The sequence below is a fragment of the Amycolatopsis sp. NBC_01307 genome (assembly GCF_035975215.1).
Taxonomy (GTDB): domain Bacteria; phylum Actinomycetota; class Actinomycetes; order Mycobacteriales; family Pseudonocardiaceae; genus Amycolatopsis.
This window is the reverse complement of the sequence record NZ_CP108403.1, coordinates 9,830,368-9,854,045: the sequence shown is the minus strand read 5'-3', so window position 1 is coordinate 9,854,045 and position 23,678 is coordinate 9,830,368. Positions and strand designations below refer to the sequence as shown.

General features: G+C 72.1%; 20 protein-coding genes. 8 read left to right on the top strand and 12 right to left on the bottom strand.

From position 1 onward, the window contains the following. Positions 1-59 precede the first annotated feature (59 nt). Positions 60-3,233, bottom strand: a complete 3,174-nt coding sequence (locus tag OG439_RS44450) for an ATP-dependent helicase (RefSeq protein ID WP_326951773.1) — start codon at positions 3,231-3,233, stop codon at positions 60-62. 172 nt (positions 3,234-3,405) lie between these two features. On the opposite strand from OG439_RS44450, the gene OG439_RS44445 reads away from it, so the two are divergent. From OG439_RS44445 to OG439_RS44420, 6 genes are all read left to right on the top strand, one after another. Then, positions 3,406-3,729 carry an MGMT family protein gene (locus tag OG439_RS44445; protein ID WP_326946357.1) on the top strand — a complete coding sequence of 108 codons (324 nt, stop codon included), beginning with the start codon at positions 3,406-3,408 and terminating at the stop codon, positions 3,727-3,729. A gap of 28 nt (positions 3,730-3,757) precedes the next feature. Continuing rightward, complete coding sequence (locus OG439_RS44440) at positions 3,758-4,609, top strand: siderophore-interacting protein (RefSeq protein WP_326946356.1); 852 nt, start codon at positions 3,758-3,760, stop codon at positions 4,607-4,609. Positions 4,610-4,692: 83 nt separating this feature from the next. Next, on the top strand, positions 4,693-5,127 hold the full coding sequence (locus tag OG439_RS44435; protein WP_326946355.1) for an SRPBCC domain-containing protein: 435 nt from the start codon (positions 4,693-4,695) through the stop codon (positions 5,125-5,127). Further along, positions 5,127-5,456 carry an ArsR/SmtB family transcription factor gene (locus OG439_RS44430; protein WP_247061119.1) on the top strand — a complete coding sequence of 110 codons (330 nt, stop codon included), beginning with the start codon at positions 5,127-5,129 and terminating at the stop codon, positions 5,454-5,456. Before OG439_RS44435 ends, OG439_RS44430 begins: the two co-directional genes overlap by 1 nt. A gap of 22 nt (positions 5,457-5,478) precedes the next feature. Next, on the top strand, positions 5,479-6,828 hold the full coding sequence (locus OG439_RS44425) for an MFS transporter (protein ID WP_326946353.1): 1,350 nt from the start codon (positions 5,479-5,481) through the stop codon (positions 6,826-6,828). After that, positions 6,828-7,625 carry a DUF899 family protein gene (locus tag OG439_RS44420; RefSeq protein ID WP_326946352.1) on the top strand — a complete coding sequence of 266 codons (798 nt, stop codon included), beginning with the start codon at positions 6,828-6,830 and terminating at the stop codon, positions 7,623-7,625. Before OG439_RS44425 ends, OG439_RS44420 begins: the two co-directional genes overlap by 1 nt. Before the next feature lie 173 nt (positions 7,626-7,798). Here OG439_RS44420 and OG439_RS44415 read toward each other — a convergent pair whose 3' ends face one another. Together OG439_RS44415 and OG439_RS44410 are read right to left on the bottom strand one after the other, a co-directional pair. Then, the gene (locus OG439_RS44415; protein WP_326946351.1) at positions 7,799-8,605 is read right to left on the bottom strand and encodes a uroporphyrinogen-III synthase; all 807 of its coding nucleotides are present in this window, start codon (positions 8,603-8,605) and stop codon (positions 7,799-7,801) included. Continuing rightward, complete coding sequence (locus OG439_RS44410; protein WP_326946350.1) at positions 8,598-9,566, bottom strand: helix-turn-helix transcriptional regulator; 969 nt, start codon at positions 9,564-9,566, stop codon at positions 8,598-8,600. Before OG439_RS44410 ends, OG439_RS44415 begins: the two co-directional genes overlap by 8 nt. Positions 9,567-9,629: 63 nt before the next feature. On the opposite strand from OG439_RS44410, the gene OG439_RS44405 reads away from it, so the two are divergent. Then, positions 9,630-10,025: a DUF3224 domain-containing protein gene (locus tag OG439_RS44405; RefSeq protein WP_326946349.1), complete on the top strand. Its 396-nt coding sequence runs from the start codon at positions 9,630-9,632 to the stop codon at positions 10,023-10,025. A 12-nt stretch (positions 10,026-10,037) separates the two neighbouring features. Next, complete coding sequence (locus tag OG439_RS44400; protein WP_326946347.1) at positions 10,038-11,144, top strand: DNA glycosylase AlkZ-like family protein; 1,107 nt, start codon at positions 10,038-10,040, stop codon at positions 11,142-11,144. 156 nt (positions 11,145-11,300) lie between these two features. On the opposite strand, the gene OG439_RS44395 is transcribed toward OG439_RS44400, so the two are convergent. The 9 genes from OG439_RS44395 to OG439_RS44355 form a co-directional block, all read right to left on the bottom strand. Next, positions 11,301-12,404, bottom strand: coding sequence for a uroporphyrinogen-III synthase (locus OG439_RS44395; protein ID WP_326946346.1), 1,104 nt, complete (start codon positions 12,402-12,404; stop codon positions 11,301-11,303). Then, positions 12,401-12,745: a nitrite reductase small subunit NirD gene (nirD, locus tag OG439_RS44390; protein WP_326946345.1), complete on the bottom strand. Its 345-nt coding sequence runs from the start codon at positions 12,743-12,745 to the stop codon at positions 12,401-12,403. The genes OG439_RS44395 and nirD overlap by 4 nt, the downstream gene beginning before the upstream one ends. Next, positions 12,742-15,246: a nitrite reductase large subunit NirB gene (gene nirB / locus OG439_RS44385; protein ID WP_326946344.1), complete on the bottom strand. Its 2,505-nt coding sequence runs from the start codon at positions 15,244-15,246 to the stop codon at positions 12,742-12,744. Before nirB ends, nirD begins: the two co-directional genes overlap by 4 nt. A gap of 1 nt (position 15,247) precedes the next feature. After that, on the bottom strand, positions 15,248-16,603 hold the full coding sequence (locus OG439_RS44380; protein ID WP_326946343.1) for a nitrate/nitrite transporter: 1,356 nt from the start codon (positions 16,601-16,603) through the stop codon (positions 15,248-15,250). A 29-nt stretch (positions 16,604-16,632) separates the two neighbouring features. Beyond that, positions 16,633-18,054, bottom strand: coding sequence for an FAD-dependent oxidoreductase (locus tag OG439_RS44375; RefSeq protein ID WP_326946342.1), 1,422 nt, complete (start codon positions 18,052-18,054; stop codon positions 16,633-16,635). After that, positions 18,051-20,099, bottom strand: a complete 2,049-nt coding sequence (locus OG439_RS44370; RefSeq protein WP_326946341.1) for a molybdopterin oxidoreductase family protein — start codon at positions 20,097-20,099, stop codon at positions 18,051-18,053. Before OG439_RS44370 ends, OG439_RS44375 begins: the two co-directional genes overlap by 4 nt. Positions 20,100-20,233: 134 nt before the next feature. Next, a complete protein-coding gene (locus OG439_RS44365) occupies positions 20,234-21,031 on the bottom strand; it encodes a TIGR02569 family protein (protein WP_326946340.1) in 798 nt (265 codons plus the stop codon). 144 nt (positions 21,032-21,175) lie between these two features. Further along, positions 21,176-22,351, bottom strand: coding sequence for an adenylyltransferase/sulfurtransferase MoeZ (gene moeZ / locus OG439_RS44360; protein WP_326946339.1), 1,176 nt, complete (start codon positions 22,349-22,351; stop codon positions 21,176-21,178). 123 nt (positions 22,352-22,474) lie between these two features. Then, entirely contained in the window at positions 22,475-23,635 is a 1,161-nt protein-coding gene (locus OG439_RS44355) for a DUF3152 domain-containing protein (RefSeq protein ID WP_326946338.1), read from the bottom strand. Positions 23,636-23,678 lie beyond the last annotated feature (43 nt).

Genomic DNA, 23,678 nt, shown 5'->3' with positions numbered 1-23,678 from the left:
TCGTGAGTGGTAATGAGGGTTAGAACCCTCATTACCACTCACGACCACCACACGCGAAGTCATGGGCCCGGTACCTGCCTGCCCTCGGGGCGCAGCGGGCAGCAGCCGCGCGCCGGGCAGCGGTCGCAGTCCACGTTCTCCTGCGCCTGGTAGTCCGGGCCCGCCGCCGACGCCGCCGCGCCGCGGACCAGGTCCAGCCACTGCTTGCCGCCCACCTCGTCCATCGGCGGCTGCGACCGCTCGGTGGCGCCGGTCTTGTTGTTGGCCTTCGCGACGTACACCAGCCGCGCGCCGCCCGCCTCCGTGCGGCCCTCGATCGCGCCCAGCAGCACCGCCAGCTGGTACGCGGCCAGCTGCGGGTGCTCCTCCGCGTCCTTGCCCGACACCGGGACCTTGCCCGTCTTGATGTCGACGATCACCGGCCGCCCGTCGGCGTCCAGCTCCACCCGGTCGACGCGGCCGCGCAGCAGCACCCGGACCTCGTCGGCGCCCCCGGCCGGCAGCTCGACCTCGATGTCCTGCTCGACGCCGGCTTCCTTCAGCTCCGCCCGGCTGCGCTCCAGCCAGGTGACGAAGTTCTGCAGCATCCCCTCGACCCGCCGGCGCTCCCGCTTCGAGAACCACGGCGCGCCCGCGTCGACGCGCACCCAGGCGTCGTCCAGCGCGGCCTGCAGCTCGGCGTCGGTGCTGCCGGACGCGACGGCCTGCGCGAGCCCGTGCACCAGCGTCCCGGTGACGGCGGCCAGCTGCGCCGGGTCACTCCCGCCGTGCCGCTCGATCATCCACCGCAGCGGGCACTTCGTCAGGATCTCCACTGTGGACGGTGAGATCCGGATCAGGTCGCCCGGCGGGTGCACCGGTTCGTCGGTGGACGCCGGGAGCAGGCCGTACCAGGTGCTCGGGTGCGCGCCGGGGACCTTGGCGTCGGCCAGCCGCGCGAGCTGCTTGGCCGCGCGGCGCCGGCGCGCCGGGTCGGCCTTGTCGTCGCAGACGACCTCGCGCAGGTCCCCGACCAGCTCGGCGAGCACCAGCGACCGGCCCGGCGGCTTCATCCGCGAGTCGAGGCCGCCGTCGTCGGCGCCGTTCTCCTCCAGGTCGTCGAGGAAGCGCGACGGCTGTTCGTCCTCGCCGGACACCGCGGTGACCAGCAGCGTCTCCTTCGCGCGGCTCATCGCGAGGTAGAACAGCCGCCGTTCCTCGGCCAGGATCGGCGCGGTCTGGGAGACGGCGTCATCATCCACTCCGGACATCAGGTCCTTGAGCCGTTCCACGCCCAGCACGGATCCACGCAGCCGCAGGTCCGGCCAGGCGCCTTCCTGGACCCCGGCGACGGCGACGACCGTCCACTCGCGACCGGCGGCGGAGTGCGCGGTGAGCAGCGAGACGCCGTCGGCCGGGACGGCGGCCGGCGCAAGCGTGTCGCCCGCGATCTGTTGCGCGCCAAGGTAATCCGCGAAGGACGCGACGCTGGAGCGGGGCAGCCGGTCGACGTACCGGCCGGCCGCGTCGAACAGCGCGACGACGGCGTCGAGGTCGCGGTCGGCCTGCGCGCCCAGCGAACCGCCACGCTCGGTCTGCTTCAGCAGCTTCTCCTGCAGGCCGCTCTCGTTCCACAGCTCCCACAGCACCTGCTCGACGCCGTCCCCGCGGGCGACGGCCTGGTGCGTGACGCGCAGCAGGCCGCCGACGCGCCGCACCGGCTCGGCCTCGGCGTCACCCAGCCCGATGAGGATGTCCCCGCCGCGCAACGCTTCCACGAGCAGGTCGTCACTCGAGCGCTGCCCGCCGCCGGCCAGCTCCAGCCGGCGCAGGCCGCGCCGGAGCCGCCGCAACGCCAGGGGGTCCGCGCCGCCGAGGGACGACGACAGCAGCATCTCGGCGAGGTCGATGTCGAGCAGGTCCGGCGAGGGCGCGAGTTTCAGCACGGCCAGCAGCGGCCGCACCGCGGGCTGACGCGCCAGCGGCAGTTCCTCGGTGGCCGACCCGATCGGGACGCCGGCCGCGCGCAAAGCGCGTTGCAGCACCAGGAAGGTCCGCGCCGGCGACCGGACGAGCACCGCGATCTCCGACCACGGCACGCCGTCGACGAGGTGCGCGCGCCGGAGCTGATCGGCGATCCAGCTCGCCTCGGCGGCGGGCGTCGGCATCACGCGCACGCGGACGTTGCCGCCGGTGGCCCCGGCGGGCGGGACGATCTTGCGGTGCTGGGACAGCCCGGGCAGCGTCGCGCCGATCTTCGCGACCGCCAGCCGCACCGCCGGGGCGAGCCGGTGCGACGTCGTCAGCGTGATCGTGCGGCTGCCGTCCGGGTCGGCGTCGGCGAACAGGCTCGCGTCGGCGCCGCGGAAGGAATACACGTTCTGGTCGGGGTCGCCGGCGACGACGAACTCGGCCGCGGTGTGCCCGATCATCCGGACCAGGCTGGTCTGCAGCGGGTCGAGGTGGTGGGCGTCGTCGACGAACAGGTGCCGCACGCGCGTGCGCTCCCGTTCGCGCAGCTCGTCGTCGTCCTCCAGCGCGAGCAGCGCGGAGGTGACCAGCTCGGCGGCGTCGAGGGCGGGCGCGCTCGCGACGCCCAGCGCGTTGCCGCCCGCGCCCTGCAGCTGCGTGACCTCTTCGTACTGAGCCCAGAAGAGCCCGGCGGCGAGCCACTCCTCGCGCCCGCGGCGGCGGCCCAGCTCGGCGAGGTCCGCCGGCCCGAGCCCGCGCTCGGCCGCGCGCATCAGCAGGTCGCGCACCTCCTCGGCGAACCCGGGCACGATGAGCGCCGGGCGCAGCTGCTCCGGCCAGTTCTCGGCGCCCTCGTCGAGGTCGCCGGCGAGCAGCTCGCGGACGACGACGTCCTGTTCGGCGCCGGCGAGCAGCCGCGGCGCCGGGAGCTCCGCGCCCATCGCTTCCAGCCGCAGCAGCGAATACGCGTACGAGTGGACGGTCCGGACGAGCGGCTCGCGGACAGTACGGGGCAGCGGCCGCGCCAGGTCGGGGTCGGCGGTGAGGCTGCGGGTGATGTCGGCCCGCAGCGCGTCCGCGGCCTTGCGCGAGGTGGTCAGCACCAGCACGCTCTCCGGGTCGGCGCCCTCGGCGATGCGGCGGGTCGCGGCCGACGCCAGCAGCGTCGTCTTCCCGGTGCCGGGCCCGCCGAGCACCCGCAGGAAACCCCCGGGTGCGGACAGTACGCGCCGAGCGCCGGAATCCCAGGTGAACGTGGGCGCCTCGGCGATCGGCGGGCGCACCAGCCGCGCGTTCGCCGGTCCCGTTCGCCTGCCGTTCACCCCGCGATGGAACCACGTCCGGAGTAACGGGCGTCGCACCGGCACACCTAAGCGCGGGCGTGTCCGGTGAAGGTCACCGCCCGTGCGACGGGCGGCATCGGAAAGTGTCGTACCCGTGCGGCAGAGTGGGGGCATGGACGACGTTCTGCACGAGCGGGTGCGGGAGATCATCGAGTCGGTGCCGGCCGGCACGGTCGCGACGTACGGCGACATCGCGGCGCTCTCCGGCGCGCCCTCACCGCGGATGGTCGGCGCGATCCTCGCCGAGGACGGGCACGACCTGCCGTGGCACCGGATCCTGCGCGCCAACGGCACCCCGGCGCCGCACCTGGTCCACGACCAGCTCGAACGACTGCGCGCGGAAGGCGTACTGGCCGACGGCCAGCGCGTCGACCTGCGGAAATACCGTTGGCAACCGGAAGGTGCCGCGGATTCCGAGCCGGGAGGGCTGTTCTGACGCCTATGAATTAGGTTAGCCTCGCCTAATGACGACGCAGGTGGAGCGACCGGCACTGACGTACCACCGGGCCCGCGTGAGGATGGTCCGGCCGATCACGCCGCACACGGTGCGCGTGACGTTCGAGGCGGCGACCTTCGCCGAGGTGCCCGCCGGGGCGCCGGACCAGTACGTCAAGGTCTTCTTCCCGCTCCCCGGCCAGGAGACGCCGAACCTGCCGGACACCGGCTCCGACGTCCTGTCGTGGTATCGCACGTACCTCGCGATGCCGGACGGCGTCCGGCCGCCGATGCGGACGTACACCGTGCGTGCGCACCGGCCGCGCTTCGCCGAGATCGACGTCGACTTCGTGCTGCACGGCGACACCGGCCCGGCCTCGGCGTGGGCGTCCCGCGTCACACCGGGCGACCGCGTCGCGTTCCTGGGCCCGCACGGCCTCTACGACGTCCCGGCCGGCACCGATTGGCAGCTGCTGACCGGCGACGAGACGGCGTTGCCCGCGATCGGCGCGATCATCGAGCAGCTCCCGGCCGGCGCGCGGCTTTCGGCGTACATCGAGGTCTCCGGGCGCGAAGAGCGTCAGACGTTCGAGACGCGCGGAGCGGTCGAAGTCCACTGGCTGGTCCGCGGCGCGCGGCCGCACGGCGAGGCGTTGCTGGAGGCGGTCCGCGCGGCGACCTTCCCCAACGGGACGCCGTATGCGTGGGTGTCGGGCGAAGCGGGCGTGGTGAAGCTCGTGCGCCGGCATCTCGTGCGGGAGCGCGACGTCGACAAGCGGCGGATCTGCTTCACGGGCTACTGGCGGCTCGGGATGAGCGAAGAAGCCGCGAGCCGGGAGTCGTTCCGCGCGGTGGAAGCGGGCGAGCTCCCCGAGGACTGACGCCGTAAGTGCAACCCTGGGGTTGCACCGCACTCCGTCATGTGCAACTGTGGCATTGCACATGAGACGACGAAGGAGTGCGCATGAGCACCGACAGCATCGAACGCGAGATCGTGATCGCCGCGAAGCCGGCCAAGGTCTGGCCGCTGGTGGCCGAGCCCGGTTTCTGGGCGACCGACGACGAAACCATCCAGGGCACCATGGCCGAAGAAGGCCAGACCCTGGTCGTCACGCACTCGGAGCACGGCGAGTTCCCGCTGCGCGTCGAGAAGGTCGACCCGCCGCACTACCTCGCCTACCGCTGGGTCAGCGCGTTCCCCGGCGAGGAGCTGCGTGAGGACAACTCGACGCTCGTCGAGTTCACCCTGACCCCCGAGGGCGACGGCACCCGCCTGCGCGTTGTCGAGAGCGGCTTCGCCACCCTGCCGACGTCCGACGAGAACCGCCGCAACGTCGTCAAGGACCACACCGGCGGTTGGGAGCAGTGCTTCACCACCCTCGCCGCCCGCGCCGAATGATGGCTCACGACGTCGTCGACGGCGTCCTGGCCGCACTGGCCGATCCGACCCGTCGTCAGCTGCTGGACCTGCTCGCCGCCCACGGCCAGGCCACCGCGACGACCCTGGCCGGCGGCCTCCCCGTGTCGCGCCAGGCGATCGTCAAGCACCTCACCGTCCTCGACTCGGCCGGGCTGGTCGGCAGCGTGAAGATCGGCCGCGAGGTCCGCTACGCCGTGCGTTCCGAAGCCCTGGACGCGACGGCCCGCTGGATGACCTCGCTCGCCGCCGACTGGGATCGCCGGCTGGCCAAGATCAAGCGCCTCGCGGAGGCCGCCGAGCAGGACTGACTTCCCCTCAAGGAGAACCCCCATGTCCGTCGTTGCGCTACCCCCTGCCCGTTTCACGCCGAGACAGCGCGCCGTCCTGGCCGTGCTGCTCGGTGCCGGCTTCCTCCTGTCGATCGACTTCTCGATCCTGAACGTCGCGTTGCCGCAGGTCGGCGCGGGCGTCGGGCTGGACCTGACGTCGTTGCCGTGGGTCAGCACGGCGTTCGTCCTGCCCGCCGCCGGCTTCACCCTGGTCTGCGGCGGCCTCGGGGACCTGTTCGGCCGCCGGCGGCTGTTCCGGTCCGGCATGGCCCTGCTGGCCGCGGCGTCGCTGCTGGGCGGCCTCGCCACGACGCCGGAGCTGCTGCTGACGGCCCGCGCGTTGCAGGGCTTCGCCACCGCGATGACGCTGCCCTCGGCGTTGTCGCTGCTGACCACGACGTTCGCCGAAGGCCGGTCGCGGGACCGCGTCCTCGGCCTCAACGGCGCCCTGCTCTCCGGCGGCTTCACCGTCGGCGCGCTGGTCGGCGGCGCTCTCGTCGGCCTGCTGAGCTGGCGCGCGGCGTTCTTCATGAACGTCCCGGTGGCCGTCGCCATCCTGGTCGCGACGCCGTTCCTCGTCCCCGAGTCGACCGTGGCCGGCCGGGCGCGACCGGACCTGCCCGGCGCGTTGACGGTCAGCGGTGGCCTGCTGGCGCTGGTCTACGCCGTGATCGACAAGAGCGTGCTCGCCGCCGCCGTCGGTGTGGTGCTGCTGGCCGCCTTCTGGCTGATCGAACAGCGCTCGCCCGCGCCGCTCGTGCCGCCGCGGATCCTCGCCCGCCGCACGGTCAAGTGGGGCAACTTCGCCGGGCTGGTGCTGTTCGCGGTGGAACCCGCGGTGATCTTCCTGACGACCCTCTACCTGCAGCGGATCCTGGGGCTTTCGCCGTGGGCGACCGGCCTGGTCTTCGGCGTGCCGGGCCTGGCGTCGGTGGCCGCGGGCGTGCTCGCCGGGCGCGCGATCGGCCGCTTCGGCAGCCGCGTCCTGCTGACCGCCGGGCTGACCGTCGAGGCGCTGGCGACCGTGCCGCTGCTGTTCCTCGGCCCCGGCCGCGGTGCCCTGCTGATCCTGCTGCCTGCCCTGTTCATCGGGTTCTTCGGGCACGTCGCCGCGATCGTGGCGTACACCGTGACCGCGACGTCCGGGCTGCCCGACGAGGAGCAGGGCCTGGCCACCGGGCTGACGTCGATGACGCAGCAGGTCGGCATCACCGTCGGCATCCCGGTCCTCAGCGCCGTCGCCGCGACGCAGACCGCCGAGCTGACCGGCATCCACCTCGCGCTGGGCGTGGCGGTGGTCGTCACCCTGGCGAGCGTCGTCCTGCTCACCGCCAAGCTGAAGGAGTCCTGATGACCATCGTCGACCGCGAGACGTTCCAGGCCGAGCTGGATGTCTTGCGCACCAGGGAAAAGACCCACACCCACGAAGGCGACGCGATCGCCGCGGCCCGCCGCCGGCTGCCCATGGTCGAGGTGGACGCCACCCTCGAGCTGCTCGGCCCGGACGGGCCGGTCACGCTGCTGGACGCGTTCGAAGGACGCCGTCAGCTGATCGCCTACTACTTCATGTGGAACCCGGGCCGGCCCGCGGCGGAGCAGTGCGAGGGCTGCACGTTCTACACCAACCAGGTCGCCGAACTCGCCAACCTGCACTCCCGAGACATCACGTACGCGGTGTTCTCCCAGGGCCGCAACGTTTCCACCGGCCCGGCCGACGCCGGGACGTCGTACGCCGAAAGCCTGCGCTACCGCGGCTTCATGGACTGGCACATGCCCTGGTACTCGGCGCAGCCGTCGCTCGACACGCTGCTGGCCGGGCGCGAGGCCGGCCTGTTCCACCTGGTCTGCTACCTGCGCGACGGCGACCGCGTCTTCGAGACGTACTGGACGAAACGCCGTGGGGTGGAAGCGATGGACTACAGCTACGCGCTGATGGACCTGACGGTTTTCGGCCGCCAGGAGCCCTGGGAGGACTCACCGGACGGCTGGCCACAGGACCGCACGAACGTCCGGACCGACACCGGCGCACCCACGTGGACACCGGGGCCGGGCCGGCCCATCGCCCAGTGGCCACGGCTCGCGGCCGGCCGCTCCGACGACCTCGGCGTCACAACGGCGCCGGACCAGCCGCCCCACCAATGCCACTGAGGACAGCGCTTTGCCCGTCGCCGCCAACCAAAACTCCCCCGCCACACCCAGGGGGGCGTGCCCTGCTCCAGTCTATCGGCCCACCCCATCCCGGATGGGTGACGCAGCGAATCTGTGGATGGCCGGGCGCGATGTGGACAACTCGGGCCGAAAGCCGTCAAGTCGGTTGACAGCTACACCCTGAGCGTCGTGACCAGGAGTTTCACCAGCGCTCCCAGGCGCTGCCGGTCCGGTTGCCGCGTGCGCACCCCGGCTTCTTCGAGGGGCGCCGCCGTCACCGGGCCGACGCACGCGCACACCACCGGGCCGCGCAACGCCGTCAGCAGCTCGTCGTAGCGGCCGTAGTCCTGGGCCAGCGTCAGGAAGTTCGCCGCCGCGGGGGCGCTGGTGAACGCGATCGCGCCGAGCTCCCCCGCGATCGCCGCGTCGATCAGGGCGTGCACCGGGGTGACGTCCGGCGGCGAGTACCAGCGGTACGGCTGGACCGCGACCAGCCGCGCACCCGCCTGTTCCAGGGCCGACGTGTGCTCCGGCAGCGGCGTCCCGTGCAGCTGGACGGCTACGCGCTCGCCCGCCAGCCCCGCCGAAGCGAGGGTCCCGAAGAGTTCCGCGTTGGACTCCGAAGCGGCGGAGAAGGACTCTCGCAGCCCGGCGCCGCGCAGCGCGCCCACGGCCTTCGGGCCGCGCGCGTAGATCCGGGACTCCCCCAGCGCCGTCAGCAACCGGTCGCGCAGGCCCCAGCCGTCGGCGGCGGCCAGCCAGCCGCGGAAGCCCGCGCCGGTCGTGATCGCCGTGAAGCCGACGGGGGACGCCAGCAGCGCTTCGGTGCCCGCGCGCAGGTCGGGGTCGGCGTCCAGGGGGACGATGGTGATCGTCGGGGCGTGGCGGACGTCGGCGCCGTAGCGTTCGAGGGCCTCGATGAAGTCGTCGGCCCGCCGTTCGGCCGTGACGCCGATCGCGACCCCGCTCAGCTCACCCATAGATCGCGCCCATCCCCTCGATCGCCGCCGCCAGCTGCGCCCGCAGGTCCGCGGGCTCGAGGACCTCCAGGTGCGGCCCGAAGCGCAGCAGCTCGCCGATGGCCGGCTCGCCCGGCTCCACCGGCAGCTCCATGGTGAGCCAGCCGTCCGCGGCCGGCTCGTTCGGGCACTCGCGCAGGGCCCGGGCCCCGACGGAGCCCGCGTAGAACGGTACGAGAGCCTGCGCCCGCGGCGACAGCCGCACCACGGCGACGCGCGGGTACATCCGCCGTTCGAACTGCTCGGACCACTCCTGCCAGTACGCCGCGAGGTCGAAGCCGGCCGGCCGCTCGAACTCCTCACCGAGGTCGGTCAGCTCCTGGATCCGCGAGATCCGGTACGTCCGGTCACTGCCCTCGCAGCGCCCGGCGAGGTACCAGTTCCCGGCTTTGAGGATCAGCCCCAGCGGCTCGAGGTCCCGCTCGACGACCCGCTGCCCCCAGCGTTCGTAGCGGATCCGGATCCGGTGCGACGACCACACGGCGTCGGCGACCGCGGCCAGCGTCGGCAGGCTTTCGATGCCCCGGTGCCAGCCGGGAACGTCCAGGTAGAACCGCTCGGCGACGCGGCCGGCGCGGTCACGCAGCTCCTGCGGCAGCGCGGCGTACAGCTTGAGCTGGGCGGCCGCGAGGACCGTGCCGAGGCCCAGCTCGGCCGCGGCGACCGGCAGCCCGGCCAGCGACAGCGACTGCGCCTCCTCCTCGGTCATCCCGGTGAGCCGCGTCCGGTAGCCGTCGACCAGGCGGTACCCGCCGGTCCGGCCGCGGTCGGCGTACACCGGGACGCCGGACGCCGAGAGCGCGTCGATGTCCCGGTAGACCGTGCGCACCGAGACCTCCAGCTCCTCGGCCAGCTCTTCCGCCGTCATCCGGCCGCGGTTCTGCAGCAGCAGGAGGACGGACAGGAGGCGGCTGGCGCGCATGAACACCAGTATGACCGAAATACCTGACACAAGCTGACAGGTATGACCGGCAGACTGTCTTCCATGAACGCATTCACCATGAAGAACTGGGAAGAGAACGTCGTCAGCGGCTCCGGGAACGGGCCGCGGGTGGCGTACGCGCACGCGTCGATGGCGTACGAGGGGGTCATCGAGGGTGAATCGGTCTGCGACCTGCTGCTGTACTACGCGGGCGAGGGTTACGACAGCGGCTCGACGACGTCGCCGAGCCTCGAGCGTGTCGACGGCAAGGTCGACGGTCGAGAAGGGACGTTCATCGTGCGGCACGAGTTCACGTTCGACGCCAAGGGCATCGCGTCGACGTTCAGCGTGGTCCCCGGCTCGGGCACGGGCGCGCTGACCGGGCTCACCGGCACCGGCACGGTCGGCGGCGCGATGGGCGAGGAGAAAATGGGGTACACCTTCGAGTACAGCCTCTAGGAGGAGTCGCACGTGGACCGTCGCCAGGTACTCGCCTACCGCATCGCCGAGCACGGCTTGCACCGTGGTTCGACGGACGTCGCGGATCTCGCCGTCGTCCGGGCCGGGCTGCAGGACAGCGTGCGCGACACCGCGCTGCTGGCCGCGGTGGCCCGGCTCGACGGTCCGGTGTCCCTTGTGGACGACGACCGCCTGGTACTGGCCTGGACGTTGCGCGGCGCGCCGCACTACCACCTCCGCACCGACCTCGCCGAGGCGACGCGCGCGCTGATCCCGCTGGACGACGCGGACGCGCTGGCGAGGATGCTGTGGCAACGCAAGGAACTGGCGGCGACGGGCGTGGCGGCGTCGGAGGTGGTCTTCACGGCGGCGGCCGCCCTCCGGAAGGTTGTCACTGCGGAGATGACCAAAGGCGCGGTCTCGACGGCGGTCACGAAGCTCGTGCCGCCGGAGTTCTCCCGCTGGTGCCGAGGGTGCAACGCGACGCACATCCACGAGCAGCTGATGCGCATCGCGACCCCGTTGGGCGGCATCCGCCTGGTCGCGGGCGCCACCCCGGCGACCCTGGCCCCCCTCGAAGGCCGCGGCCGCATGCGCACGACACCAGACTCCGCGGCGGCGACGTCGGTGGTCACGTCGTACCTGCGGCTCAACGGCCCGGCGTCCCCGGGCGACGCGGCGGAGTTCGTCGGGACGTCCCGGGCGGTCGTGGACCGGACGTGGCCGTCCGACCTGGCCGAGGTCGACGTGGAGGGCAAGGTCCGGTACCTGCCCGCAGCGCGGCTGCCGGCCCTGGAGAACCCGCCGGAGCCCGACGTCGTGCGGCTGCTGCCACCGTGGGACCCGTTCATCCAGGCGCGCGACAAGGCCCTGCTGGTCCCGGACCCGGCGCGGCGCAAGGAAGTCTGGAAGATGCTGGGCAACCCTGGAGTCCTCCTGGCCGAGGGCGACATCGCGGGCACGTGGCGCACAAGGTCGAGCGGGTCGAAGCTGACGTTCACCCTGACGGCGTTCGACCCCCTACGCCCGGCGGCCCGGGAAGCGGCCGAAGCGGAAGCCGCGCTGGTCGCGACGGCCCGCGGGTTCGAGAAACACGACGTCACCTGGTCCGTGTCGTGAGTGGGAAACAGTGTTCTAACACTGTTTCCCACTCACGACCCAGCCGCGGCAGCCAACGTCGCCGCACCGGCGCTCCCCCACGCCCCACCAGCACCGGTCGTGAGTGTTTAGGAGGGTTCTAACCCTTCTAAACACTCACGACCCAGCCGCGGCAGCTCAGGCGTCCACCGCCAGGCGGTAGCCGCGCTTCACCACCGTCTGGACCACCCGGCCGCCGCCCAGTGACGTTCGCAGGCGGCCGATCGCTGTCTCCACCGCGTGTTCCTCGCCGCCGCTCGGTAAGGCCGCGATCAGCTCGCGGCGCGAGATCACCCGGCCCGGGGACGCCGCCAATGCCCGCAGCAGTGCCATCGGTGCCGGTGCCACCTCGCACCACTCGCCGTCCACGATCGCGGCCTCGCCGCGGAGTTCGAGACACTGCCCGCCCGCCTGCAACCTGGGGGAACGTGCCACCAGCGTCTCCGCGAGCGTCCGCGCCAGCGCGCCGATCCGCGCGCGGTGCGGCTGCACCGTCGGCACTCCTAATGCCGCCAGCGGGCCCGCCGTGATCGGGCCCACGCAGGCCGCCACCACCGGGCCCGAAAGCGCCGAGACCAAGCCGGGAAGGCGGCCCGTGCGGCGGGCCAGCGCCAGCAACGAAGCAACAGCGGGCGCGCTCGTGAACGGCAGTGCGTGGATCGAGCCCTCCAAGACGCCGTCCAGCAGGCGGTCCACCGGGCCCGGGTCGACCGGGCCGACCCAGCGGTACACCGAGATCTCGATGACCTCCGCCCCCGCCGTGCGCAGCGTGTCCACGAAGTACGGCAGCGGCTCGCCGTGCAGCTGGACCGCGATCCGCCGGCCGGAAACTCCGGACGCCAGCAGGTGCTGCAGCAGCTCCGCGTTGCTCTCCGACGCCGGCGAGTAGTCCTCCGACAGCCCCGCCGCGCGGATCGCGCCCGTCACCTTCGGGCCGCGCGCCAGCAGCGACGACGTCGAGAGGCGCGCGACCAGCGCCTCCCCCAGGCCCCAGCCTTCGGCCGCCTCCAGCCAGCCGCGGAAGCCGATGCCGGTCGTCGCCACCACCGCGTCCACCCGCGCGTCGAGCAGCCGCGCGGTCGCCGCGCGCAGCTCGGTGTCGTCGGTCAGCGGCACGATCCGGATCGCCGGGCCGTACCGGACGCCCGCCCCCTTGCGCACCAGCAGCGCGCCGAGCTCGTCCGCCCGGCGCGCCGCGGTGATGCCGATGACAAAACCGGCCAGCGGGAGCACTTCCGTCACGGCGACTCCACTTCGACCACGCCCTCTCGCACGCGCACCTCGTACACCGGCACCGAGACCCCCGCGGCGTCCAGACACTGTCCACTGTGGAGCACAAACCGTTCTTTGTAGACCGGCGACGCGACCACCGGCATCCCGCCGGCGTCCCCGACGATTCCCCGTGAAAGCACCGCCGCGCCACTGCACGGGTCCCAATTGGACAGTGCGTACCACCGCGCACCGGGCAGCCGGAAGATCGCCACCTGGACGCCGTCGCCGAGCAGCGCCGCGACCCCGGAGTTCTCCGGCACCGCGTCCACCGGGCACACCGCCGTCCACGTCCGTTCGAGAGACGTCGTCATCGCCGCACCTCCGGGACACCCAGCATGACCGGCACCTTCTGCTCCCGCTCGGACCGGAACGAGATGGCCGGGTCCGGCGTCCCCGGCGCGTTGACGAACGACGTGAACCGCGCCAGTTTCTCCGGATCCTCCAGCACGCCGCGCCACTCGTCGGCGTAGTTGTCGACGTGCTTGACCATCGCCGCGTCGAGGTCCTCGCAGATGCCGAGCGAGTCGTCGACGATCACCGCGCGCAGGTGGTCGAGCCCGCCTTCCAATTCCTCGATCCACGGTGCCGTCCGCTGCAGCCGATCGGCCGTGCGCACGTAGAACATCAGGAACCGGTCGATGGTCCGGATCAGCGTCAATGTGTCCACATCGGACACCAGCAGCTCGGCGTGGCGCGGTGTGGTACCGCCATTGCCGCCGACGTAGAGGTTCCAGCCGTTGTCCGTGGCGATGATCCCGAAGTCCTTGCTCCGCGCCTCCGCACACTCACGCGCGCACCCGGACACCGCCGACTTCAGCTTGTGCGGCGACCGCAGCCCGCGGTACCGCAGCTCCAGCTCGATCGCCAGCCCGACGCTGTCCTGCACGCCGTAGCGGCACCACGTCGACCCGACGCACGACTTCACCGTCCGCAGCGCCTTGCCGTACGCGTGCCCGGACTCGAACCCGGCGTCCACCAGCCGCCGCCAGATCAGCGGCAATTGGTCCACAGTGGCTCCGAACAAGTCGATCCGCTGTCCGCCGGTGATCTTGGTGTACAGCCCGAACTCCTTCGCCACCTCGCCGATCGTGATCAGCTTGTCCGGCGTGATCTCGCCGCCGGGGATCCGCGGGACGACGGAGTACGTGCCGTTGCGCTGGATGTTCGCGAGGAACCGGTCGTTGGTGTCCTGCAACGTCAGCTGCTCGCCACCGAGCACGTGCCCGCTGCCCAGCGTCGCGAGGATGGACGCCACCGCGGGCTTGCAGACCGCGCAACCGGTACCCGTGCCGTAGCGCGCGATGACCTCGCTGAACGTCGAGATCCGGGTGGCCCGGACGATCTCGAACAGCTCCGCGCGCGACTGTCCGAAGTGCTCACACAGCGCCTTCGACTGCTCGACGCCGGCCGCGGTCAGCAGCCGGCCGAGCAGCGGGACGCAGGAGCCGCACGACGTCCCGGCGCGGGTGCACGCCTTGAGCTTGCCTACGGTGTCGCAGCCGTCCTCGTGGACCGCCCGCGTGATCGCGCCCTTGGAAACGGCGTTGCACGAACAGATCTGCGCCGCGTCCGGCAGCGCGTCGACACCGACCGCCGCACCGCCACCGGCCGGGGCGAGGATCGCGGAAGGCTCCGCGGGCAGCGGACGGCCGACCAGCGCCCGCAGGGTGTTGTACTCCGCCGCGTCGCCGACCAGCACGCCGCCGAGCAGGGTCTTGCCGTCGTCGGTGACCACGAGCTTCTTGTACGTCCCGGCGACCGCGTCGTTGACGGCGACTTCCAAAGCGCCCTCGGTCGTCGCGTGCGCGTCGCCGAAGGAGGCGACGTCGACACCCATCAGCTTGAGCTTGGTCGACGTGTCGGGCTCCGGGAACGTCCCGGACCCGCCGGTCAGCTGGGCGGCGACGATCTCGGCCATCGCGTACCCGGGCGCCACGATGCCGTAGACACGTCCCTCGACCGCGGCGCACTCGCCGATCGCGTACACCGAGGGATCGCCCGTACGACAAGAAGAATCAACCAGCACACCGCCGCGGGGTCCAACGTCCAATCCGGACTGCCGTGCGAGATCGTCCCGCGGCCGGACACCCGCCGAGAACACGACCAGGTCGACGTCCAGCTCGGTCCCGTTGCCGAGCCGGGCCACCAGCCGCGAACCGTCGGCCTCGATCGCGTCGGTCGACGTTCCCGTGTGGACGGTCACGTCCAGCCCGGTGATGAGCCGCCGCAGCAGCGAGCCGCCACCTTCGTCCACCTGCAGCGGCATCAACCGCGGCGCCATCTCGACGACGTGCGGCGAGAGTCCCATGTCCCGCAACGCCTTCGCGGCTTCCAGGCCGAGCAGGCCACCGCCGATGACGACCGCCGCACGCCGGCCGCGGCCCGGGCGCAGAGCCGCCGCGCGGATCGCGTCCAGGTCTTCGATGGTCCGGTAAACGAAGCAGCCGGGCAGGTCGTGGCCGGGCACCGGCGGCACGAACGGCCGCGAGCCGGTGGCCAGCACCAGCGCGTCGTACGAGACCGTGGCGCCGGACGCGGTGGTGACCGTGCGAGCGGCGCGGTCCACCGAGGTGACCAGCTCGCCCAGCCGCAGGTCCACAAGGGAGTCACCTGCGTAGTCCGAGCCGGGCAACGCGAGCGACGCGGGATTCCAGCCGTCCACATAGGACGTCAGGGCCACCCGGTCGTACGCCGGGCGCGGCTCCTCGGCCAGGACGACGATCCGCCACTTCCCGGCGCTGTCGGCGGTGCGCACCGCCTCCACCAGCCGGTGCGCGACCATGCCGTGTCCGGCGACGACCAGGGTGGGCATCTCAGACCTCCGCTCCCGCGAGCGCCCGACCGCGCTCACTCGGCTGTTCGGCGGGCTTGCGCAGGTAAACCGCCCAGGTGACGGCAAAGCACAGCCCGTAGAAGACCAGGAACCCGACGAACGCGGGCACGCCGCTCTTGGCGTCGGCGAACGACTGCCGGAAGGCGAGGTTGATGAACAGCCCGCCTTCCGCGCCGATCGCGCCGGCCAGGCCGATCAGCGCGCCGGACCGCCGTCGTGCCTTGAGCAGTTCGGCCGCCTCCTCGGCGCCGTTCGCGATCGCCGTACGGGCCTTCGCGCGGAAGATCGCCGGGATCATCTTGTACGTCGACCCGTTGCCGACGCCGGTGAGGACGAACAGGACGATGAACGCGATCGTGAACAGCGTCAGGGACTTCGACGTCGACGCCAGGATCAGCACGACCGTCGCGAGGGCCATCCCGACGAACGTCGCGAAGGTGACCTTGCCGCCGCCGATCCGGTCGGACAGCCACCCTCCGGCCGGGCGTGAGAGCGAGCCGAGCAGCGGGCCGAGGAACGTCACCGCGGCCGCCTGCAGCGGCGTCCGGCCGAACTGGTTCTGCAGCACCAGTCCGAAGGCGAAGCTGTAGCCGATGAACGAGCCGAACGTGCCGACGTACAGGAACGACATCACCCAGGTGTGCCGGTCCTTGACGATCTCGCGCATCGCCTTGGTGTCGCCGCGGACCGTCGCGAGGTTGTCCATGTAGCGGTACGCGCACGCGGCGGCGATCACGATCAGCGGGATGTAGACGTACAACACGATCCGCGGCGCGGTCGCGCCCGCCGTCCCGATCACGAGCAGCCCGACCAGCTGGATCGCGGCGACGCCGAGGTTGCCGCCACCCGCGTTGAGCCCGAGCGCCCAGCCCTTGTGCTTCTCCGGGTAGAACGTGTTGATGTTGGTCATCGACGAGGCGAAGTTGCCGCCACCGACGCCACCGAGGGCCGCCACCAGCAGGAACGTGCCGAGCGACGTCCCCGGGTGCAGCACGACCGCGGCCAGGATCGTCGGGATCAGCAGCAGCAACGCGCTGACGACCGTCCAATTGCGACCGCCGAATTTGGCGACGGCGAAGGTGTAGGGCAGCCGCATCAGGCCGCCGATGAGTGTCGGCGTCGAGACGAGCAGGAACTTGTCGGCGGCGTCGAACCCGTAGTCCTTGCCCATGAACAGGACGATGACCGACCACAGTGTCCAGACGGAGAAGCCGATGTGCTCGGCCAGCACGGAGAACCAGAGGTTGCGACGGGCGACCTGCTTTCCGGTCTCCTCCCAGAACGTCTCGTCTTCCGGTTCCCAGTGCTCGATCCAGTGCTTCCCTCGGTGGGCCATCACGTTCTCCTCGTTCCGAAGTCGGGGGGTCATTGCGCGGCGAGCCAGCTCGCGACGGCGCCGACGGTGTCGGTGCACCCGCCGCAGCCCGTGGTGGCCCGCGTGGCCCGCGCCAGTGCGGGAGTCTCGGTGGCGCCGGCCTTCCAGGCGTCGATCAGCCGGGCCTTGGTGACGTTGTTGCAGCGGCAGATCACGGCCGTCGCCGGCAGCTCGGCCGGGCTGGCCGCCTGCCCGGCACCGGCCGGCAGGGCCCGGCCGAGCAGCACCGCGAGCCGGTCGTCCGGCAGCGGCGTCCCGCGGTCGTGGTACTGGGTGATCGACGCGGCCGCGTCGGGCAGGCCGAGCAGGATCGCGCCGGTGACGCGGTTTTCGCGGACGACGAGCTTGCCGTACCGCCCGCCGGCCGGGTCGGTGAACGTCAGCACCTCGGCGTCGTCGTCGGTGGCCTCGACCTGGGTCTCGCCCAGCGCGGCGAGGTCGATGCCACGCGCTTTGAGCCGGGTGACGGCGGTCGTGCCGCGGTAGCGCGCGGCGGCGTTCGTACCGGTCAGGACGTCGGCCAGCACCTCGGCCTGCTCCCACGCCGGCTGGATCAGCCCGGCCGGGGCGCCGGGGTGGCGGGCGCAGTCGCCGAGCGCGTGGATCCGGCCGTCGCTGGTGCGCAGGACGTCGTCCACGACGACGCCGCGGTCGACGTCGAGCCCGGCGTCCTCGGCGAGGCTCGTCTCGGCGCGGACCCCGGCGGCGACCACGACCAGGTCGGCCGGGACGAAGCTGCCGTCGTCGAGCTTGAGGCCGTCGCCGGGCAGGTAGCGGGCGGCGGTCGCGCCGAACCGGAAGGTGACGCCCATGCCGGTGAGCTGCCGGGCCAGCACGTGCCCGGCGACCGGGTCGAGCTGGCGTTCCATGACGTGGCGGTTCGGGTGCACGACGGTCACCTGGTTGCCGCGCCCGGCGAGGCCGCGGGCGGCTTCCAGGCCGAGCAGGCCGCCGCCGAGCACCGCGACCGGCGCGCCGAAGCGGGCGGCGTCGAGGATCTCGGCGCAGTCGTCCAGCGTCCTGAAGGTGACGACACCGGGTCCGAGGCCTTCGACCGGCGGGATCCACGGGTTGGCGCCGGTCGCGAGCACCAGTGCGTCGTAGTCCACTGTGGACCCGTCGGTCAGTTCGACGCGGCGCTTGCCGCGGTCGATCCTCGCGGCCGCGACGCCGAGGCGGAGGTCGACGTGCGTCCGCGCGGCCCAGTCGTCGTCGTGCAGCCGGACGCTCGCCGGGCTCATCCCACCGGCGACGACGGCCGAGAGCAGCACCCGGTTGTAGGCCGCGTGCCGCTCGGCGCCGAGCACGGTCAGCCGGACGCGCTCGGCGGCCGGGTCGCGGCGGCGGATCTCGTCGGCCAGCCGGGCCCCGGCCATGCCGTAGCCGGCGATCACGACGTCCCGGGCGCTCACGCCACACCATCCACAGTAGACAGCAACACGGCGCACACCTTGAACTCCGGCATCCGGCTGACCGGGTCGAGCGCCGGGTTGGTGAACAGGTTCGCGCGCTGCGCGCCGGGGAAGTGGAACGGCACGAAGACCAGGTCGGGCCGCAGCGACGGCACGAACCGCACCTTCGCCGTCGTCTCGCCGCGACGGGACCGGATCCGCGCCTGGTCGCCCTCTTCGAGCCCGGCGCGCTTGGCGGTGTCCGGGTGGACTTCGACGAACGCCTCCGGCACGACGTCGTTCAGCTCGTCGATCAACCGTGTTTGCGCGCCCGACTGGTAGTGCTGCAGCACGCGGCCGGTGGTGGCCTGCAGCGGGAACTCGTCGTCGGGCAGTTCGGCCGGGCCGGTGTGCTCGACGGGCACGAACCGCGCGCGGCCGTCCGGGTGGGCGAAGGCGTCGAGGAACATCCGCGGGGTGCCGGGGTGGTCGTCGGCCGGGACCGGCCAGTGCAGGGCCTCGCCGGCGCGCAGGCGGTCGTAGCTGACGCCGGAGTAGTCGGCGATGCCACCTTTGGACGCGATCCGCAGCTCGTCGAACGCCGTCTCGGCGTCGGCCGGGAAGCGTCCTTCGGGCTGGCCGAGCCGTTCGGCGAGTCCGTTGAGGACGTCCAAATCGGACCTGACTCCTGGCGGCGGGTCGATTGCTTTACGCCGCAGCAGGATGCGGCCTTCGAGGTTGGTGAGCGTGCCGTCTTCTTCGGCCCATTGCGTGACCGGGAGGACGACGTCGGCGAGTGCCGCCGTCTCCGACAGCACGAAGTCCGCGACCACCAGCAAGTCCAATGCGGACAGTCGATCTTGGACGCGCTGGGAGCGTGGCGCCGAGACGACGACGTTGCTGCCGAACACCATCAGCGCCTTCGGGCCGCCTTCCTGACCGAGCGCTTCGAGCAGTTCCGACGCCGAACGCCCAGGTCCAGGCAGTGAGTCCGCGTCCACACCCCACACTCCGGCGACGTACTCGCGGGCGGCCGGGTCGTCGAGCTTGCGGTAGCCGGGCAGCTGGTCGGCCTTCTGGCCGTGCTCGCGGCCGCCTTGGCCGTTGCCCTGGCCGGTGAGGCAGCCGTAGCCGGAGCCCGCGCGGCCGGGCAGGCCCAGCGAGAGGGCGAGGTTGATCCAGCCGCCGACGGTCGCGGTGCCGGTGGCGTGCTGCTCGGTGCCGCGCGCGGTGAGGATGTACGCGTTGCGGGCGCCGGCGAGCTTCGCGGCGGCCAGGCGCATGTCGGCGGCCGAGACGCCGGTGATCCGCTCGGCGCGTTCGGGCCACCAGGACGCGGCGATCCGCCACATCGCGTCGAAGCCGTTCGTGCGCCGGTCCACATAGGACTGGTCGAGGTGACCGTCGGCGACGACGGCGTGCAGGATGCCCAACGCCAGCGCGAGATCGGTACCGGGCGCGGGCGCGAGGTGCAGGCTCGCGAGCTCGGCCGTCGGCGTCCGCCGCGGGTCGACGACGATCAGGTCGGCGCCCCGCAGGTGCTGGGTGAACGGCGGCATCGTCTCGGCCGGGTTGGCCCCGGCGAGCAGCACGACGTCGGCGTCGCCCAGATCGGTGACGGGGAACGGCATCCCGCGATCGGCGCCGAACGCCTTGCTCCCCGCGGCGGCGGCCGAGGACATGCAGAACCGGCCGTTGTAGTCGATCTGCGACGTCCCGAGCGCGACGCGGGCGAACTTGCCGAGCAGGTAGGCCTTTTCGTTGGTCAGCCCCCCGCCGCCGAAGACCGCGACGGCGTCCGGGCCGTGTGCTTCCTGGAGTTCCCGCAGCTTCCGCGCGACGAAGTCGAGGGCGAAGTCCCAGCCGACGGGCTCGAGGACGCCGTTCTCGCGCACCATCGGGCTGGTCAGGCGCCTCGGCGACGTCAGGAGCTCGCCGGCCGTCCAGCCCTTCTGGCACAGGCCCCCGGCGTTGACCGGGAAGTCCCGCGGCGTCACGCGGACGCCGTCGAGGCGCATCCCGCACTGCAGCGCGCAGTACGGGCAGTGCGTGTCGACCTGCGGCACTGGCCACCTCCGGCGTCGTTCGGGATGACCCGACGCTAAGGAGGCCGTGTTACTCGGAATCGACCGAATGTTTCCGGCAGTTGACATTGCGGCGCGACTCACGCGCCCCGCGCGGTGAGGTGGCCAGCACTGTGTTAGAGCACGCCGCTGACTTCGCGGGCCGCTACACGAAGGCCGTCCAGTGCCGCGCGTGTCGATCTCGGGTTCAGGGCGTTGGCCGCCAGGCGGAACAGCACCGCGCGCAGCAGCAGCTGCGGCCACTCCGGCAGGTGCGCCCAGCGCTCCAGCAGCTCGCGGGTCGCGCCGCCCCAGGCCAGGGCGTCGACCGCGACGATCGCCGCGCCGTACTCGCCCGGGCGGTAGTACGGGACGAAGTCGACCAGGCCCGGGGTCGCGTCGCCGTCGAAGAGCAGGCCCGCCAGCAGTTCGCCGTGCGCGACCTGGGACGAGAGCTTGATCGGGCGGCGCGCGCCGGCCAGTACCTCGAACCAGCGGCCGCCCTTCGTCTCCTCCAGCGGGACTTCGAGTTCCTCCCAGGCGATGCGGTCGGCGACGGCGTCGACGTCCTTGCGCAGGGCGATGAAGTCCGGCCGCGGCAGCCCGACCGTCGCCCGGTGCAGCTTCACCGCGGCCAGCACCGAGGCGTCACCGCGGTGCTCGGCGGTGCCGGCGACGAACCGCGACGCCGTCCAGCCGCCGACGATCCAGCGGCCGTCGGTCGAGCGCACCGGCTTCGCGACCCGCAGGCCCGGCTCGTCGACGTAGTCGAGCGCACGGGCGGTCCACAACGTCTTGGCCTTGTCGGCGACCGGCTTGAGCACGAGGTCGCCACAGCGCCACGCCGCCGAGTCCGGCAGCGCTTCGCCGTTGTCGGCGAGCCCGCCGAAGGCCGCGCAGACGTGGCCGGGAGGGCGTTCGAGGGTTGACCGCACAAGGACCGACGGTACCCGGCCGGGTGGTCCACGATCGAGAAGACGCGCTGGTCACAGACGGTTTTGAGAACCGGGACGAAACGCCGTGAGGGGCACCCTCACGGCCACGGGAGCCGGGAGGGTGCCCCTCACGGAGCACAACTGTCAGTAGGTCGGCAGGCTCGGGTCGATCTGCTTGGCCCAGGCCAGCACGCCACCGCCGAGGTGGGTCGCGTCCTTGAAGCCGGCCGCGTGCAGGGCCGCCAGGGCCTCCGCCGAGCGGGCACCCGACTTGCAGTGCAGGACGATCGGCTTGTCCTGCGGCAGCTCCGCCAGCGCCTCGCCCGAGAGGATGCGGTCCTTCGGGATCAGCGTCGCGCCCTTGATGTTGACGATCTCGTACTCGTGCGGCTCGCGGACGTCGATCAGGGCGAAGTTGTCGCCGTTGTCGAACTTGGCCTTGAGCTCCGCCGGGGTGATCGTGCTACCCGACGCCGCCGTCGCCGCCTCGTCCGACACCACACCGCAGAACGCCTCGTAGTCGATCAGCTCGGTGATCTTCGGGGTCTCCGGGTCCTTGCGGATCTTGACCTCGCGGTACTTCATCTCCAGCGCGTCGTAGCTGATGAGCCGCCCGAGCAGCGGCTCGCCGATGCCGGTGATGAGCTTGATCGCCTCGGTCACCATGATCGAGCCGATGGACGCGCACAGCACGCCCAGCACGCCACCCTCGGCGCAGGAGGGGACCATGCCCGGGGGCGGCGGCTCCGGGTAGAGGTCGCGGTAGTTGAGGCCCTTGCCGTTCGGCGCGTTCTCCCAGAACACGCTGACCTGGCCCTCGAACCGGAAGATCGAGCCCCAGACGTACGGCTTGCCCAGCAGCACCGCGGCGTCGTTCACCAGGTAGCGCGTGGCGAAGTTGTCCGTGCCGTCGACGATCAGGTCGTACTGCCCGAAGATCTCCAGCGCGTTCGACGAGTCCAGCCGCTCGGTGTGCAGGTAGACCCGGACCAGCGGGTTGATCTCGGCGATCGACTCCTGCGCGGACGCGGCCTTGAGCTTGCCGACGTCGGACTGGCCGTGGATGACCTGGCGCTGCAGGTTCGACTCGTCGACGACGTCGAAGTCGACGATGCCGAGCGAGCCGACGCCGGCCGCGGCCAGGTACAGCAGCGCGGGGCTGCCGAGGCCGCCGGCGCCGATGACCAGGACCTTCGCGTTCTTGAGCCGCTTCTGCCCGGTCACCCCGACGTCCGGGATGATCAGGTGACGGCTGTACCGGGCCACCTCTTCCTTGGTGAGCTCGGCAGCCGGCTCGACGAGCGGCGGCAGTGCTGACATCGGGGTCCTCCATCTCGCGCGGAACACGTCCATCCCACTATGCACAACGCGCGCGGGCGAGCAGACCTTCCCACGTGCACAACGTGCGTGGGCGGTTGGACGTCATACGTCCAGATCGTGGGACTACGGCGTGGGGTTGGGCCAGGAGTTGGTCTTGCAGATGAGACCGTCCTTGGCCACCTTCCCCTTGTCGCCGCCGGGGATGTCGTTGAGCATCGAGACGTAGTCGTCGTTGACGCCGAAGGACTGCTGCATCATCACCGGCGCGGGCTGGTTGTTGCCGCCGCAGCCGACGTGCTGGTTGCCCAGGGCGTGGCCGACCTCGTGGTTGATGGCGTACTGCCGGTACCCGGTCATGTCGGCGCCGTAGGCCTTCGCGCCGCGCACCCAGCGGGCCAGGTTGATCAGGACGCGACCCATGCTCTTGCGGTAGCAGGACGCCTCGAACTTGATCTGGAACCCGCAGGCATCCGCCCGGTGCGTCGTCTCCGGCGTGGTGAGGCTCACCTTGAACGACGGGTTCGGGAAGTTCGCGTCCACGCGCTGGAAGGCGACCTTGCCGTCCCACGTCCAGCTCTTGGGATCCGACAGCGTGCCCTGGACGGCCGACGCGAAGGCGTCGTCGCCGGCGTAGCTCGCCGGGTCGATGCCGTCCTCGACGTCGACGGTGTAGGTGTACAGCTTGCCGCTGCCGACCTTCGGGCCGGTGCCGGGCACGGTGTGCCACGCGCCCGCGCCGGCCTGGGTGAAGGGGCTGCCTTCCGGCAGGTCCGCCGTCGGCACCTTGAGGTCGACCGGCGTCGCCGGGTTCTCCGGGATGCCCTGGCCGTCGGCACCGTCGATGGAACCGCCGGACGTGTCGCCGCCCGCCGACTCGATCCCGGAACCGGCGCCCTGCTCGGCGATCGGCTCGGCCGGGCTGTTCGCGGTGTTGACGACGACGAGCACGGTCAGCACGACGAGGATCGGCAGGGCGTAGACGCGCCAGCCGTAGGTCTTGGTGAGCTTGGCGAAGGCGGTCTTCGGGGGCTCTTCGGCCTGCTTGGCCTCGCGCGCCTGCTCGTGCGGCTTCCAGGACGCGCTCAGGGGCTCGGCGGAGGTCCGGCGGCCGCCGGGGCGGTAGCGGTCCTCGCTGACGCGCTGGGCCGGCGCCTTCGCCGGGCGGTACTGCCCGGTGCGCGGCGGGTCTTCGGACTCGGGGGCGCCTTGCGCGGGCCGGCGGGCCGACGCGCGGTGGGGAGCCCGCCGATCTTCGCCTCGCGCGTCCTGCTTCACCCGGTCCACCGCACCAGGGTGCCACAGCGCCGAAGCGGCGCCCTCGGCGACT